This is a genomic window from Hymenobacter sp. 5317J-9 (genome assembly GCF_022921075.1).
GTDB lineage: Bacteria > Bacteroidota > Bacteroidia > Cytophagales > Hymenobacteraceae > Hymenobacter.
This window is the reverse complement of sequence record NZ_CP095050.1, coordinates 3,501,470-3,516,339: the sequence shown is the minus strand read 5'-3', so window position 1 is coordinate 3,516,339 and position 14,870 is coordinate 3,501,470. Positions and strand designations below refer to the sequence as shown.

Here is a 14,870-nt window from a genome sequence, read left to right as displayed (position 1 = left end):
ATTGGTAAATTTTATTGGTGTAAATCAGCAGATTATCAACATTAGGAAAAATATCTATGGCTAATTAGATTGGGATGTGCTTCTCGGCTCCCAAACATCAGCGGCTTTGCTAAAATTCCGGCTCAATGCAGATTCTCTGAGCGGCGGCCAGCCTAATTCCGCCGGGCCCGAAGGCACCATTTTTTAGCGCTGAGCCAACCATTTGTTGCTTGCCTCCGAGTAGGAGGTAAAGCCCCTGGCCCCGGCGCGACTGACTCACCCAGGTCCGCGCAACGGGGCGCTGGCTAGCCCGTGAACGGGCGGCTTCCCGTCGGCGCCGACGGTGGCTGCCCGCTCACCTGCTGGCTGCTCGATGTCCTTTTTGCTTGGCCGGCCCGCCTGCTGGCTGTGTCTGCTTTTGCCCGCCGCCTGCCGGCCGGGTCAGGAACCGCTGCGCCCGAAACTGCCGGGTCGCATTTTTCACTCACCACCAAACCAACCACTATTCATGGCACATTCAGCACACTCATTTCTGGGGCGTTTCCGGCTCGTGGCCTTCTGGCTTGCGCTGTTGGCTTCGCTGGGCGCCGGCGTGGCCGGCTGCAAAAAAGACTCCACGCCCGAAATCGACCAAGACGCCGTGGCCAACGTGAAGCTGGCCAACTCGGCCACCCTGGGCACCTACCTCACCGATGCCGACGGCAACACGCTCTATTTCTTCGCCCGCGACGTGGACGGCACCAATGCCTGCACCAGCGCCACCTGCATGCCGCTGTGGCCCGTGTATTACCAGGCCGACATCAAAGTGCCCAGAGCGCTGAACGCGGCCGATTTTAGCACCAAAACCACCACCGACGGCCGCCCGCAGACCACCTACAAAGGCTGGCCGCTCTACTACTACGCCCCGGCCGTGGGCGGCGTCAACACCCGCGAGGCGCCCGGCACCACCGGCGGCAACGGCATCGGCGGCATCTGGCACGTGGTGAGCCCCAACTACGGCGTGACCCTGGCCAGCAAAAACGTGGAAGACAAAACCACCCACGTAGTGGCCAGCCGCACCTACCTCGTCGACGGCCTGGGCCGCACGCTCTACTTCTTTGCCAAAGACAACGGCGCCACGCCCGCCACGCAGGCCACCAACTGCACTGGCAACTGCGCCGCCATCTGGCCCGCCGTGTACAAGAGTGCGCCTCTCGTGCCTTCCACGCTGCGCGCCAGTGACTTCGGCACCATCACCCGCGAGCCCAGCACCACCACCGGGCCCTACGGCACCACCACCAGCACCCGCGAGCAGCTCACGTACAAGGGCCGCCCGCTCTACTACTACGCCGGCGACGGCGCCACCCGCGGCAAAGTAGAAGGCCACAACCTCGACGACTCCGGCGACAAGTGGTTTGCCGCCGCGCCGTGAGCAGGAGCGGGGCTTAATACAAAAAGGAACGTCATGCTGAGCGTAGTCGAAGCATCTCGCGTGCAATAGTAAGTAGTTACGTTGCGCGGTAGAGATGCTTCGACTACGCTCAGCATGACGTTCCTTTTTGCGAGAACAGTGTCTTAGCCGCCTTCCAGGATGTGGCCGTCGCGCATCACAATCTTGCGGTCGGCCATGTCGGCCAGCTGTTCGTTGTGCGTCACGATGACGAAGGTCTGGCCCAGCTCCTTGCGCAGCAGGAAGAAAATCTGGTGCAGCTCCTGGGCGTTTTTGGTGTCGAGGTTGCCGCTGGGCTCGTCGGCGAAAATGATTTCGGGCGAGTTGATGAGGGCGCGGGCTACTGACACGCGCTGCTGCTCGCCGCCGCTCATTTCGCTGGGCTTGTGCTCGGCGCGGCCTTCCAGGTTGAGCATGCCGAGGAGCTCGCGGGCCCGCACGCGCACTTCTTTTTCGGAGCGGCCGGCCAGGTAGGCGGGCAGGCACACGTTTTCGAGGGCCGTAAACTCGGGCAGCAGGTTGTGAAACTGAAAAATGAAGCCGATATGCCGGTTGCGGAACCGGGCCAAATCGTTGCGCCCCAGCGAGCTAACCGACTCGCCATCGAACAGCACCTCGCCCGAATCGGGATTGTCAAGCGTGCCCAGAATGTGCAGCAGCGTGCTCTTGCCCGCGCCCGAAGAACCGACGATGCTCACGATTTCCGACTTCTCAATCGTCAAATCGATGCCCTTGAGGACGTTCAGAGCGTTGTAGCTCTTGTGAATGTTGATAGCTTGCAGCAACGGAGCCAGCGATAGACGTGAACGGAATGCAGTAGCAACAAAGCTACGCACAATCCGGTGGCAGCCGTGCCAGGCCTGCTGGGCCGCCGCCGCTTTGGCGCAGCTATCTTTCAGTTGATGACTCAGATTTCGTTGCCGATGTCCGCTTTTTTTTCGGTTCGCCGCTGGCTGTGGGTTGCCGCGCTGGCAATGGGCGTGGCCGGCTGGCGGCTGCAGCGCACCGCGTTCCAGCGTAGAGATGCCGGGGCAGCCCAGGCGCTTGGCGCCGACCTAGACCGCGCGCTGCGGCTGCCCGCCGCCCCCGGCTCGCCCTATGACAGCAGCCGCCTGCGCGGCGTGAGCTGGGTGGGCAGCGACTCGGTGACAGAGGCAGAGCTGGCCCCGCTGCTGCGCGACCACGTGACCTGGATAGCCCAGATGCCCTTCGGCTGGCAGGCCGGCGCTACTGAGCCCGGCATCCGCACCAACACGGCGCGGCCCACCGGCCGCCGCGGCCTCTGGGGCGAAAGCGACGCCGGCCTGACGTACACGGCCCGGCTGGCGCGGCAGCACGGCATCCGCACGCTGCTCAAGCCGCACCTGTGGGTGCGGGGCCGCAACGCCTGGCCCGGCGACATTAATATGACCAATAAAGCCGATTGGGATGCCTGGTTTGCCAATTACTCGGCCTTCATCCTGCACTACGCCGCCCTGGCCGAAAGCGCGCATTTCGACGGCCTGTGCATTGGTACCGAGCTGCTGCACGCCACCGAGCCGGCCCACGAAAAAGCCTGGCGCGGGCTTATCAAGCGCATTCGGAAAGTGTACCACGGCCCGCTCACCTACGCCGCCAACTGGGCCGTGGAGTACCAGCAAATCCGGTTCTGGGACGCGCTCGATTACGTGGGCATTCAGGCCTATTTCCCGCTGAGCACCGCCTTCAGTCCGTCGCTCGACACGCTGGTGCGCGGCTGGCAGCCCCACCTGCGCGAGCTGGCCGCCTGGCAGAAAAAGGTAAAGAAGCCCATTGTGTTCACCGAAGTGGGCTACAAAACCACGCCCGACGCTGCCGCTAAGCCCTGGGAGTGGCCCGAGCACACGGCCCTGCCCGAGGCGCCCGACGAGGCCACCCAGGCCCGCTGCTACGAGGCGCTGTTCCGGGCCACCTGGGGCCAGCCGTGGCTGAAAGGCATGTTTATCTGGAAGTGGTACCCGGGCCTGGCGCCCGACGGCCCGGCCCGCCGCCACGCCGATTTCACGCCCCAGCACAAGCCCGCCGAAACCGTGCTGGCCCGCTGGTATGGGCAGTGATAGTGTAGCGTGGACTCTGCGAGTCCGCCCATTTACCGACGTGAGAATGCGCGGACTCGCAGAGTCCGCGCTACAATGCTAGTTATTTGGTTGCGACAATCAAATCCGGGCGCCGTACTTTCGCGTCTGCAACCGCAGGGCTGCAAGGCACAACCCACCCCTTACCCGTTTTTATGAACATTCACGAATATCAGGGCAAAGAAATCCTGAAAAAGTACGGCGTCCGCGTGCAGGAAGGCATCACCGCCGACACCCCCGAAGAGGCCGTAGCCGCCGCCGAGAAGCTGACCGCCGACACCGGCACCAGCTGGTACGTCATCAAGGCGCAAATCCACGCCGGTGGCCGCGGCAAAGGGGGCGGCGTGAAGCTCGCCAAAGGCATCGACAAGGTGAAGGACATTGCCAGCGAAATCATTGGCATGCAGCTCGTGACCAAGCAGACCGGTGCCGAAGGCCGCAAGGTGCACAAGGTGCTGGTGGCCCAGGACGTGTACTACCCCGGCCCGAGCGAAACCAAAGAATACTACATGAGCGTGCTGCTCGACCGCACGCTGGGTAAAAACGTCATCATCTACACCACCGAGGGCGGCATGGACATCGAGGAAGTGGCCGAGGCCCATCCCGAGAAAATCCACCGCGAGCACGTGGACCCCGCCGTGGGCCTGCAGGGCTTCCAGGCCCGCAAAATTGCGTTCAACCTGGGCCTGGAAGGCGAGGCGCAGAAGGAAATGGTGAAGTTCGTGACGGCCCTCTACAAGGCCTACGACGAAACCGATTCCAGCATGTTCGAAATCAACCCCGTGCTGAAAACCTCGGACAACAAAATCCTGGCCGTGGACGCCAAGGTGACGCTGGACGAAAACGCCCTCTACCGCCACAAGGATTTCCTGGCCCTGCGCGACCTCAACGAGGAAGACCCGCTGGAAGTGGAGGCTTCAAACAACAGCCTGAACTACGTGAAGCTCGACGGCAACGTGGGCTGCATGGTGAACGGCGCCGGCCTGGCCATGGCCACCATGGACATCATCAAGCTGAGCGGCGGCGAGCCCGCCAACTTCCTCGACGTAGGCGGTGGAGCCAACGCCCAGACGGTGGAAGCCGGCTTCCGCATCATCCTGAAGGACCCGAACGTGAAGGCCATCCTGATTAACATCTTCGGCGGCATCGTGCGTTGCGACCGGGTGGCCAACGGCGTGGTGGAGGCTTACAAAGCCATCGGCGACATCCGCGTGCCCATCATCGTGCGCCTGCAAGGCACCAACGCCGAAGAAGGCGCCCGCATCATCGACGAGAGCGGCCTGAAAGTGTCGTCGGCCGTGCTGCTGAAAGACGCCGCCGCCCGCGTGAAAGAAGTGCTGGCCAACGCCTAGTTGTCAGTTGTTCGTTGCTAGTTGTTAGCAGCCAAAAGGCCCGCCTGAGTCGTCAGGCGGGCCTTTTTATTGAGGCTGTTCGTTGTGCTAACAACGGATAACGAGCAACGAACAACTATTTCCCGGCCACGCCGGCGTTTTCTTCGGCTTGTACTGGCACGGGCTTGCCTTGCACGCGCAGCTCCACTTCCATGTTGCCGCGGGTACCCACCGAGTAGGGGCAGATTTTGTGGGCGTAACGCACCATGTCGATGGTTTTGGCTTCGTCAAATTTCTTCAGGTCGACGTCCAGAATGGCGCTCAGGCCGTAGCCTTCGCCTTCCTGAAAGAGCGTGACGGAGCACGTCACGGTGCTTTCCTTGTCGAGGGTGTCGCCGTTGCGCTGGGCCGTGACCAGCAGGGCCTGCTGAAAGCACGAGGCGTAGCCGGCGGCAAACAGCTCTTCGGGGTTGGTGGCGCCATTTTTGCCGCCCAGGCCCTCGGGAACCGACATTTCCAGGTCGATGACGCCGGTGGCGGAGCGAACGTGGCCGCTGCGGCCACCCACGGCCGAGGCATCGGCCGTATACAGGTTCTTCTTCATAAAAACAGAGCGGGAGGTGATGGGATTTTCAATCGGTATGGTACTGGCTTAACTGGTTTTGGGGCGCCGGGGTTGTGCCGCCCGGCCAGCCGGACCGAGGAATTTGCCCAAGCTATTTGGTAGCCATGCGCTTTTAAGGCTACTTTTGCAGTCCTATCACGTACCGGCCACGTCGTACAACGGATAGTATGAGAGTTTCCGAAGCTCTTGATTTAGGTTCGATTCCTAACGTGGCCACCAGAAAGCCCGTTTCCAACTTGGAAACGGGCTTTTTTTATTGCTGCATATCCAGCCAAGGAGCCCCGGCCTGGCCCTAAGGCACCCGAATGCAGCCGACCGGCCAAGGAAGTCGGGTCCCTTAGCGCCAGGCCGGGGCACGGGGCGGGGCAGCGGCGTGGCTACCTTCACGGCATGGCGCTTCCTTCTGCCCTCGAACTGCTGCGGGCCCACCTGCAGGCCCGCGTGCCTATTACCACCGCCGACTTTGCTGTTTTTGAGCGGCACGTGCGGCCCCTGGCTCTGGACAAGCGGCAGCACCTGCTGGTGGCCGGCGCCGTGTGTACCGACCTGGCTTTTGTGACGAAAGGCTGTCTGCGCAGCTATTCGCTCAATGCCCAGGGGCAGGAGCACACGCTGCAGTTTGCCCCGGAAGACTGGTGGGTATCCGACTTATACAGCTTTCTGACGCAGCAGCCCAGCACCCTGAACATCGACGCGCTGGAAGACTCGCAGGTGCTGCTGCTGGCGCAGGCCGACCTAGAAACCATCTACGCCGAATGCTCCCTGTTTGAGCGCTACATGCGCCTGCTTATGCAAAGCCGCTACGTGGCCCTTCAGGAGCGGGTGAACGCCTCGTTGAGCCAGACGGCGGCCGAGAAATACCAGCACTTTGTGCACCAACATCCCTCCATTGTGCAGCGGGTGCCGCAGCACGTCATTGCCTCCTACCTGGGCATCACGCCCGAGTCGCTGAGCCGGGTGCGGCGGCAGCTGTAGCTCGGGAAGGCGAGCCGGGAAGCGTGGCTATGCAAGCCTACATTTCTTATCCTAGGATAAGGCGCCGGGGTGGGGCAGCGGGCAACCTTTGTCGTGTGCTTAGCGGAGTATTAGCTGACTCCCGGCGTATTTCCCACTTTCCTACCTGCCATGTCCACGAACCTGCTGCCTTATCCTGCTATGCCCGCCGAGCGCATCGGCATTCACCCGCCCGCCGAGCTGCCGGCTGCCATCCGCCTGGGCACCGTGCATCTGACCGTGGCCAGCCTTGACCGCTCGTTGGCCTTTTACGAAGGCGTGCTCGGCTTTCAGCGGCTGCGCCGCACCTCGGCTGCTGACGGCCCGTATGCCACGGCTGAGCTGGGCGTGGCCGGCCGCTCCGACGTGCTGGTGGCCCTCTACGAGCAGCCCGACGCCCGCCCCGTGCCGCGGCGCGGCCGTCTGGGCATCTACCACTTTGCCCTGCTGCTGCCCACCCGCGCCGACCTCGGCCGGTTCCTGCGGCACGCCCAGGCGCTGGGCGTGCACGTGGGCTCGTCCGACCACCGCTACAGCGAGGCCACCTACCTCACCGACCCCGACGGCTTCACCATCGAAGTGTACCGCGACCGGCCCCGCGCCGAGTGGTGGGTGTCGGCGCAGGGCGAGGTGCAGTCGGCCCTCGACCCGCTCGATGCGGCGGGCGTGCTGCAGGCGGCCGGCGACACGCCCTGGCAGGGCCTGCCGGCCGGCACCACCATGGGCCACCTGCATTTCTACACGGGCGATTTGGCCCGGGCAGCCGCTTTTTACCACGAGGCGCTGGGCTTCGACGTCATGACCTGGAACCTGTCGGGGGCCTTGTTTGTGGCGGCGGGCGGCTACCACCACCACCTGGGGCTCAACGTGTGGGCAGCCAGCTCGCCCGCCGCCACCGCAGCCGATGCCCGCCTGCTCCGCTGGGAACTGTGGTTGCCCGATGCCGCCACCCGCGATGCCGCCGCGGCCCGCCTGCAAGCCGCCGGCTACCCGGCCGAGGCCACCCCCGCCGGGCCCCTCGTCACCGACCCGTGGGGCATCCGACTGCTGCTACGTGCCGAGCCGGCTGCTTAGTCGAGGCCGGGCCGGCTAAGCAGTAATTACTGCGGCACGGCGTGGATAGCGGCATTAGAGTTGTTTTTGCAACGACTCTAATGCCGCTTAGTCTTTTGTGCGCCACAATTTCCCTACTACATCTATCGAGAATAATTATTTATTCGGTTGAACAATGTATGTACATTTTATGTATGTACATTTGATAAGTTTTTATCACGGCTTTAGCCGTTCATCCCTGAAGTTTATCAGTTCTCATGGAAGTTGGCATTGATAGTTTCGCCTCGCACCTGCTCCAGAATGGCGGCACGCCCTTGAGCGGGCTGGAGGCCATGCGCCTGCTGCTCGAACGCATTGAGCGCGCCGACCAGGTGGGCCTCGACGTGTTTGGCATCGGCGAGCACCACCGGGCCGAATACCTCGACTCGGCCCCGGCCGTGATTCTGGCCGCCGCCGCGGCGCGCACGCAGCGCATCCGGCTGACGAGCGCCGTCACGGTGCTCTCGGCCGCCGACCCCGTGCGGGTGTTTCAGGAATACGCCACGCTGGACCTGATTTCGCAGGGCCGCGCCGAAATGGTGGTGGGCCGCGGGTCATCAACGGAAGCGTTTCCGTTGTTCGGCTTCAGCCTCAACGACTACGACGAGCTGTTTGCTGAAAAGCTGGACCTGCTGCTGGCCATCCGCGACACCGAAAAAATCCGCTGGCAGGGCCAGTACCGGCCCGCACTCACGGGGCAGGGCGTGTACCCGCGCCCGGCGCAGGCGCAGCTGCCCATCTGGCTGGGCGTGGGTGGCACGCCCGAGTCGTTTGTGCGGGCCGGGGCCCTGGGCCTGCCGCTGATGGTGGCCATCATTGGGGGCGATACCCACCGCTTCCGGCCCCTCGTCGACCTCTACCGGGAGGCGGGCCGCCGCGCCGGCCACGCGCCCGAGCAGTTGAAAGTCGGCCTGCACTCGCTGGGCTACGTGGCTCCCACCACCGAAGGAGCCGTGGCCGACTTCGTGCCCGGCTACCTCGAAACCTTCAGCAAGCGGGCCCGCGAGCGGGGCGGCAGTCCCCTCACGCGCTATCACTTCGACGCCCAGGCCGGGCCGCTCGGGGCGCTGCTGGTGGGCAACCCCGAGGAAGTGGCGGCCAAGATTCTGCGCCACGCCGAGGCCCTGGGCGGCATTTCGCGGGTCACGTTTCAGATGGACGTGGCCGTGCTGCCGCACGAGAAAATTTTGCGCGCTACCGAGCTGCTGGGCACCCGCGTGGCCCCGCTGCTGCGCTAAGTGGGCGGCCGTTCGGCCGCTTGCAACGAGTGGCGTTTCCTCCGCAGATAAAACCACAAAAGCCCTTCGGCGCACGGCCGAAGGGCTTTTGTGGTTTTATCTGCGTGGGCTACTCCGCGGGCAGCACCAGCACGGGCAGCTTGCTTTCGAGCATTACCTGGGCCGTCACGCTGTGGTGGAACAGGTTGCCCATGAAGCTGCGGCGCCGGGCAATGAGCACCACCAGGTCGTAGTCGGCGGGCTGGGCGGCGTTGAGGATGCCGGCGGCGGCCTGCTCGCTGACCACGGTGCGGCACTGGGCCGGGGGCAGGTCCAGCATGAGCCCGGTGCGCATCACCGAGTCGAGCACCAGGGGCGGCAACTCGTCGGGCCCGGTTTCGGGCACCACGTGAAACACGGTGATGTCGGCCCCAAGGGCGGCCAGCAGGTGGCGGGCGGTGCCGGCGTGCTCGCCCAGCGAGAAGGGGCCGCCGTCGGTGGCCAGCAGCACGCGGCGGGGCGGGGCCGTGGAGCTCACGCCGTGGGGCACCACCAGCATGGGGTAGGGGGCGGTGCGCAGTAGGTCGAGGGAGGTGGTTTGCACCAGCTCGTCGGGCGTGTCGGAGTAATCGGGGCGGCCCAGCACCACCAGCAGGGGGTGGTGGCGGCTCACGGCGTCGGCCACGGCGAAGGCCACGCGGCCGTGGCCCACCTCGGCCACCACGGGCACGGGCAGGCTGTCGGCCACGCTGTTGAGGGCCAGCCGGATGGCATCCTGGCTCAGGTTGGAGATGCCGCCCGTGAAAGCTTCGGGGTCGAGGAGGGAGTCGCGGCGCACGTGCAGCAGCACCAGGCGGGCGCCCAGCGGGCCGGTCAGGTTGGTGGCGTAGTCCAGGGCCTTGTTGGCGGCCTGAAAGAAATCGGTGAGAATGAGCAGGGAGGCGTCCATGAGGCGGGGCAAAAAATGGGGGATTTCCTGCGACAAAGCTCCGGCCTAATCCGGGCGGCGGACCTGCGCAAAATTAGCCAAGCGACTGACATTGCTCATGTTTTGTCGGCCGGAACGGCGGGAACCTTTGCATTATCATCTTCTTCAGCCTCAGGTCCATGAACGTTCATCTGCAATTTCTGGGGGCGGCTCACTGCGTCACGGGCTCCAAATACCTGCTCACGCTGGAAAGCGCCGCCGCCCGGCACCGCGTCATGGTCGACTGCGGCCTGTTTCAGGGCTTCAAGGAGCTGCGCCTGCGCAACCGCGAGAAGCTGCCCCTGGCGCCGGCCGAAGTGGAGGCCGTCATCCTGACCCACGCCCACATCGACCACAGCGGCTACCTGCCCAAGCTGGTGAAAGACGGCTTCCGGGGCCGCATTCTGTGCACCGAGGCCACCGCCGACCTGCTCAGCATCATGCTGCTCGACTCGGCCAAGCTGCAGGAAGAAGAAGCCGCCTACGCCAATCAGAAAGGCTATTCGCGCCACCACCCGGCCCTGCCGCTCTACACCCAGGCCGACGTGGAGCACGTGCTCACGCTGGTGGAAAGCGTGGCCTACGACGCGCCGCTGGCCCTGCTTGGCGGCCTGCTCACGGTTACGTTCCGCGACGCCGGCCACATCCTGGGCTCGGCCCTGGCCGAAGTGACGGTGCAGGGCGAGCACCAGCGCCGCCACCTGGTGTTTTCGGGCGACCTGGGCCGCTACGACAACCCCGTGCTGCACGACCCCACCCCCGTGGCCCAGGCCGACGTGCTGCTGGTCGAATCGACCTACGGCGACCGCAGTACCCGCCTGGCCGACCCCGAAAGCGCCCTGGCCCACGTGGTGAACGAGGCCCTGGACCGGGGCGGCGTGCTGCTCATTGCGGCCTTTGCCGTGGGCCGCACGCAGGCCCTGCTCTACTACCTCAAAAAGCTGCTGGCCGCCGGCCGCATTCCGCCGGTGCCGGTGTACGTGGACAGCCCCATGGCCCTGCGCGTAGCCGACCTGTTTCCGCGCCACCCGGCGGCGCACCGGCTGGGTCACGGCAACGTGTTCGATTTCAAAGGCCTGCACCTGGTGACGGAAGCGGCCCAGTCGAAGGCCCTGAACCAGAAAACGGCGCTGGCCATCATCATTTCGGCCAGCGGCATGTGCACGGGCGGGCGCATTGTGCATCACCTGCACCACCGTCTGCCCCGGCCCACCGACACGGTGCTGCTCATCGGCTACCAGGCCGAGGGCACCCGGGGAAGGCGCCTGCTGGCCGGGGAGCGGGAGATAAAAATGTTTGGCGAGCTGGTGCCCGTGCGCTGCCGCGTGGAGCACCTCGACGGCTTCTCGGCCCACGCCGACCGGCAGGAGCTGCTGCGCTGGCTCGACCAGTTTCAGGCCCCGCCGCAGCGCACCTTCGTGGTGCACGGCGAGCCCCCGGCCGCCGAAAGCCTGGCCGCCACCCTGCGCCAGCGCCACTGGCCCCAGGTGGAAGTGCCCGAGTACCTCGAAAGCGTGCAGCTGTTCGCCGGCATTTGATTACCAGAAAAATCGTTGTCAATTAAACATTCCGGGCCATGAAATTGAACCGTATATCCGGGCTGCTGCTGGGGCTGAGCCTGGCCGGCCGCGCTGCGTTGGGCCAACAGCCGGGCGCCACCATTCCGCCGGTGGTAATACCGCCGATGGTCGACGAGTTGGTCATCGCCAACGTGAGCGTGGTGAACGTGGACCTGGGCGAAATCGAGCCTAACCAAAACGTGGTGATGCGCGACGGCGCCATCATTTCGGTGGGCAAATGGGTGCCCGCCGGTCGGGGCGTGCCCACCGTCGACGGCACCGGCAAGTACCTGGTGCCGGGCCTCTGGGACGGCCACACCCATGCCTTGGGCTCGGCCGCCGACGAGCGCATGGCCCTGCCGCTGTACGTGGCCCACGGCATCACCAGCATCCGCGACGTGACCACCGCCCGGCCCCTCAACGACCTGCTGCGCACTTACCAGGCCCTGGAAACCGGCAGCCGCGTGGGCCCGCGCATCGAGCTGGCCGGCCCCGTGCTCGACGGCTCGGCCACGGAGCGCACCGGCCTCGGCCTGACGGCCACCCGCGCCGAAGGCCGCACCCAGGCCGAAAGCCACATCAAAGCCGGCTGGTGCAGCCTGCAAACGGGTCCGCTGCTCTCGCACGACGCCTTTTGGGGCGTGGCCGCAGCCGCCGAGGAAGCCCACGTGCACCTTACCGGCCCCGTGCCCGAAGCCGTGCCCGTGCTCGACGCCATCGGAGCCGGGCAGCGCGGCATCGACGGCGTCGATAAGCTGCTGCTGAGCTGCTCGACCCGTGAGGCCGAACTGGTGGAGGCGCGCGCCCGGGCCTTGGCCGGCCCGCGGCCCCTCACCACCCTGCAGGCCCGCGTGAAAGCCCAGCAGCCGCTCATTCTGGCCAGCTTCAGCGCCGAGCGCTGCGCGGCCCTGGCCCAGGCCCTGGGGCAATACCGCACTTTTGTGGTGCCCGCGCTGGGGGCGCAGGACGTTGCCCTGGGCCGCGAGCCCGACCCGGCCGACCCGCGCTTTCGCTCGGTGCCGGCGGCGGTGCGCCTGCAGTGGACGAAGGCGTTGCGCGCCCGGCCGCGCCTCACGGCGGCCCGGCGGGCCCGGCTGCTGGCCCTCGACTCGCTGCAGCGGAGCCTGATTGCCGCGTTTGGCCGGCAGGGCGTGCGCCTGGTGGCCGGCTCCGACGCGGGCTCGGCCACGCCCAACCTCTTTCATGGCGGCAGCCTGCACGACGAGCTGGAGCGCCTCGTGGCCATCGGCCTCACGCCGGCCGAGGCCCTGCGCGCCGGCACCGTGAACCCGGCCATGGCCATGGGCCGCGGCTTCGACCTCGGCCGCATTCGCGCGGGCTACCTCGCCGATGCCGTGCTGCTGAACGCCAACCCGCTCGCCGACATCCACAACCTGCGCCTGATTGAGGCCGTGGTGCTGCGCGGCCGCCTCTTCGACCTGCCCGCCCTGGCCCACCTGGCCCACGATGCCGAGCAGGCCGCCGCCATGGAAGACGCCGCGGCGCACGCTACGGCCGTGGTGCGCTAGCCCGTGCGCGCCGTGTTCAGAAGCCTGAATAGCTGACTTCAAGGATGAATATTCTGATAGTTGCGTGCTGATAATCAATTGAATATTACTATTGGCTCAAGCAATTCATTACGCCATGAAGACTTGGAAATTCCTGCTGCTCGGTTCGGCCGGGCTGGCACTGGCGGCCACTGGTGTGGCCCTGCTTGCTGCGGAGCGCGCGGCGGCCTGCCGCCTGCGCGCAGACGTGGCCCGCCTGTTTGCCGAGTCGGCGGACGTGGCGGGGCAGGTGCACCACGAGGCCCGGCTGGTGGGACTGCCCGCCCCGGTGAAGCGCTATTTCCGGCACGTGCTGCGCGACGGGCAGCCGTATTTGCGCGGCCTGCGCCTGCGCCACAACGGTCAATTCAAAACCGAAATCGACAAGGACTGGGTGGCCATAGAAGGGGAGGAGTACATGCGGGCCAGCCCGGCTGGCTTCATCTGGCAGGGCGCCACCAGCCTGTTTACGGCCCGCGATGAATACACGGATGGGCACGGCTGCCTTTCGGTGCGCCTGCTGGGGGCCGTGCCGCTGCTACGCGGCGAAGGTCCGGCCTACGACCAGGGCGAGTTGCTGCGCTGGCTGGGCGAAAGTGCTTGGATGCCCACCGCGCTGCTGCCTGGTCCTGAGCTGGCTTGGGTAGACGTGGACGACCACTCGGCCCGCCTGCTGTGCCGCCACGACGGGCAGGAAGCCGCGTATCTGGTGCGCTTCAACGAGTACGACGAAATAGCGGAGTGCGAAGCCCTGCGCCACCGGGGCGACGGCCCGCCAGAGCCTTGGCTGGGCCGGTTTTCGGCCTACCGCGACTGGCATGGCGTGTGCGTGCCCACGGTGCTGGAAGCCAGCTGGGTGGTGGGCGGCCGGCGCCGGCCCTACGCCCGTTTTGTGGTGCAGGACCTGGACTATACAGTCCTGAAACCTTACTGACCGGCAGCTTCGGCCAGCCGCCACGGGCGGACTGATTTTGCCAAACTACTCGATTATGAACGTTACGGCTTTTAGTGTTCAGCATTTTGAACGCGGTTTTTTGCAGCGCGCCAACCAGGGCCACCACCAGCTCACGCTGCTCGACACGCCCCTCACGGCCGACACCGCGCACCTGGCGCACGGCGCCCTGGCGGTGAGCGTGTTCACCCGCGACGATGCGTCGGCTCCCGTGCTGGAGGAGTTGGCCGAGCGGGGCGTGCGCTACCTGGCCGTGCGCGCCGCCGGCACCGACCACGTGGACCTGGCCACCGCCCGCCGCCTGGGCCTGCGCGTGGCCAACGTGCCCGACTACTCGCCCTACGCCGTGGCCGAGCACGCCGTGACGCTGATGCTGGCCCTGTGCCGCCACCTGCGCCAGGCCGACCAGCAGCTGCGGGCCAACGACTTCCGCCTCGACCACCTCATCGGCTTCGACCTGCACGGCAAGACCGTGGGCATCATGGGCGTGGGGCGCATCGGGGGCGTGGTGGCGCGCATTCTGCACGGCTTCGGCTGCCAGCTGCTGGGCCACGACGTGCAGCCCACCCCCGAGCTCACCGCGAAGTATGGCCTGCGCTACGTGCCGCTGCCCGAGCTGTGCGCGCAGGCCGACATCATCTCGGTGCACACCCCGCTCACGGCCGCCACCCACCACCTCATCGACGACCAGCTGCTGCGCCGGATGAAGCGCGGCGTGATGCTGGTGAACACCGGCCGGGGCGGCGTGCTGGACACGGCCGCCGCCCTGCGCGCCCTCAAGAGCGGCCAGCTGGGCTACCTGGGGCTGGACGTGTACGAAAACGAGCAGGCCCTCTTCTTCGCCGACCACAGCCAGGAGCTGCTGCTCGACGACAAGTTTGCGCGCCTGCTCACCTTTCCCAACGTGCTGCTCACCAGTCACCAGGCCTACCTGACCCGCGAGGCCCTTACCAACATTGCCGACGCCACCCTGGCCAGCCTCAACGCCTGGGCGCTGGGCCACCCGGCCGAGCACGAACTGGGCGCGGCCGGGGCAGTGCCCGCCCGCCTCTGAGCGGCGCCCCGGCCATTTACACCGCTTTTAAC

At 65.9% G+C, this 14,870-nt stretch carries 13 protein-coding genes and 1 tRNA gene; 11 read left to right on the top strand and 3 right to left on the bottom strand.

Going from position 1 to position 14,870, the window contains the following annotated elements:
- Positions 1-487 precede the first annotated feature (487 nt).
- Positions 488-1,390 carry a hypothetical protein gene (locus MUN81_RS14855; protein ID WP_245111610.1) on the top strand — a complete coding sequence of 301 codons (903 nt, stop codon included), beginning with the start codon at positions 488-490 and terminating at the stop codon, positions 1,388-1,390.
- A gap of 143 nt (positions 1,391-1,533) precedes the next feature.
- Here MUN81_RS14855 and MUN81_RS14850 read toward each other — a convergent pair whose 3' ends face one another.
- Positions 1,534-2,193, bottom strand: coding sequence for an ABC transporter ATP-binding protein (locus tag MUN81_RS14850; RefSeq protein ID WP_190923742.1), 660 nt, complete (start codon positions 2,191-2,193; stop codon positions 1,534-1,536).
- A gap of 138 nt (positions 2,194-2,331) precedes the next feature.
- Here MUN81_RS14850 and MUN81_RS14845 point away from each other — a divergent pair, with 138 nt between their 5' ends.
- A complete protein-coding gene (locus MUN81_RS14845; RefSeq protein ID WP_245111609.1) occupies positions 2,332-3,483 on the top strand; it encodes a hypothetical protein in 1,152 nt (383 codons plus the stop codon).
- 173 nt (positions 3,484-3,656) lie between these two features.
- A complete protein-coding gene (sucC, locus tag MUN81_RS14840; protein WP_245111607.1) occupies positions 3,657-4,853 on the top strand; it encodes an ADP-forming succinate--CoA ligase subunit beta in 1,197 nt (398 codons plus the stop codon).
- Between the two features lie 115 nt (positions 4,854-4,968).
- Here the strand turns inward: sucC and MUN81_RS14835 are convergent, their stop codons facing one another.
- A complete protein-coding gene (locus tag MUN81_RS14835; RefSeq protein WP_245111606.1) occupies positions 4,969-5,436 on the bottom strand; it encodes an Ohr family peroxiredoxin in 468 nt (155 codons plus the stop codon).
- A 165-nt stretch (positions 5,437-5,601) separates the two neighbouring features.
- Here MUN81_RS14835 and MUN81_RS14830 point away from each other — a divergent pair.
- The 4 genes from MUN81_RS14830 (at position 5,602) to MUN81_RS14815 (ending at position 8,780) form a co-directional block, all read left to right on the top strand.
- A tRNA-Arg gene (locus tag MUN81_RS14830) sits at positions 5,602-5,676 on the top strand.
- A 171-nt stretch (positions 5,677-5,847) separates the two neighbouring features.
- A complete protein-coding gene (locus MUN81_RS14825) occupies positions 5,848-6,432 on the top strand; it encodes a Crp/Fnr family transcriptional regulator (protein ID WP_245111604.1) in 585 nt (194 codons plus the stop codon).
- A gap of 150 nt (positions 6,433-6,582) precedes the next feature.
- Positions 6,583-7,524: a VOC family protein gene (locus MUN81_RS14820; protein WP_245111602.1), complete on the top strand. Its 942-nt coding sequence runs from the start codon at positions 6,583-6,585 to the stop codon at positions 7,522-7,524.
- 236 nt (positions 7,525-7,760) lie between these two features.
- Entirely contained in the window at positions 7,761-8,780 is a 1,020-nt protein-coding gene (locus tag MUN81_RS14815; protein WP_245111601.1) for an Atu2307/SP_0267 family LLM class monooxygenase, read from the top strand.
- Positions 8,781-8,889: 109 nt separating this feature from the next.
- On the opposite strand, the gene MUN81_RS14810 is transcribed toward MUN81_RS14815, so the two are convergent.
- Positions 8,890-9,708, bottom strand: coding sequence for a universal stress protein (locus tag MUN81_RS14810; RefSeq protein ID WP_245111599.1), 819 nt, complete (start codon positions 9,706-9,708; stop codon positions 8,890-8,892).
- A 158-nt stretch (positions 9,709-9,866) separates the two neighbouring features.
- Between MUN81_RS14810 and MUN81_RS14805 the strand changes: the two genes are divergently transcribed.
- From MUN81_RS14805 to MUN81_RS14790, 4 genes are all read left to right on the top strand, one after another.
- Positions 9,867-11,264 (top strand): MBL fold metallo-hydrolase, encoded by a 1,398-nt coding sequence (locus MUN81_RS14805; RefSeq protein ID WP_245111597.1) that lies wholly within the window; start codon positions 9,867-9,869, stop codon positions 11,262-11,264.
- Positions 11,265-11,302: 38 nt separating this feature from the next.
- Entirely contained in the window at positions 11,303-12,814 is a 1,512-nt protein-coding gene (locus MUN81_RS14800; RefSeq protein ID WP_245111595.1) for an amidohydrolase family protein, read from the top strand.
- A gap of 115 nt (positions 12,815-12,929) precedes the next feature.
- The gene (locus MUN81_RS14795; protein ID WP_245111593.1) at positions 12,930-13,766 is read left to right on the top strand and encodes a DUF6544 family protein; all 837 of its coding nucleotides are present in this window, start codon (positions 12,930-12,932) and stop codon (positions 13,764-13,766) included.
- A gap of 55 nt (positions 13,767-13,821) precedes the next feature.
- Complete coding sequence (locus tag MUN81_RS14790) at positions 13,822-14,838, top strand: 2-hydroxyacid dehydrogenase (RefSeq protein ID WP_245111591.1); 1,017 nt, start codon at positions 13,822-13,824, stop codon at positions 14,836-14,838.
- Positions 14,839-14,870 lie beyond the last annotated feature (32 nt).

Excerpts from the sequence above, each read along its gene's own strand:
- MUN81_RS14855 (WP_245111610.1), top strand. The coding sequence starts at position 488 with ATGGCACATTCAGCACACTCATTTCTGGGGCGTTTCCGGCTCGTGGCC.
- MUN81_RS14845 (WP_245111609.1), top strand. The coding sequence starts at position 2,332 with ATGTCCGCTTTTTTTTCGGTTCGCCGCTGGCTGTGGGTTGCCGCGCTG.
- sucC (WP_245111607.1), top strand. The coding sequence starts at position 3,657 with ATGAACATTCACGAATATCAGGGCAAAGAAATCCTGAAAAAGTACGGC.
- MUN81_RS14835 (WP_245111606.1), bottom strand. The coding sequence starts at position 5,436 with ATGAAGAAGAACCTGTATACGGCCGATGCCTCGGCCGTGGGTGGCCGC.
- MUN81_RS14825 (WP_245111604.1), top strand. The coding sequence starts at position 5,848 with ATGGCGCTTCCTTCTGCCCTCGAACTGCTGCGGGCCCACCTGCAGGCC.
- MUN81_RS14820 (WP_245111602.1), top strand. The coding sequence starts at position 6,583 with ATGTCCACGAACCTGCTGCCTTATCCTGCTATGCCCGCCGAGCGCATC.
- MUN81_RS14815 (WP_245111601.1), top strand. The coding sequence starts at position 7,761 with ATGGAAGTTGGCATTGATAGTTTCGCCTCGCACCTGCTCCAGAATGGC.
- MUN81_RS14810 (WP_245111599.1), bottom strand. The coding sequence starts at position 9,708 with ATGGACGCCTCCCTGCTCATTCTCACCGATTTCTTTCAGGCCGCCAAC.
- MUN81_RS14805 (WP_245111597.1), top strand. The coding sequence starts at position 9,867 with ATGAACGTTCATCTGCAATTTCTGGGGGCGGCTCACTGCGTCACGGGC.
- MUN81_RS14800 (WP_245111595.1), top strand. The coding sequence starts at position 11,303 with ATGAAATTGAACCGTATATCCGGGCTGCTGCTGGGGCTGAGCCTGGCC.
- MUN81_RS14795 (WP_245111593.1), top strand. The coding sequence starts at position 12,930 with ATGAAGACTTGGAAATTCCTGCTGCTCGGTTCGGCCGGGCTGGCACTG.
- MUN81_RS14790 (WP_245111591.1), top strand. The coding sequence starts at position 13,822 with ATGAACGTTACGGCTTTTAGTGTTCAGCATTTTGAACGCGGTTTTTTG.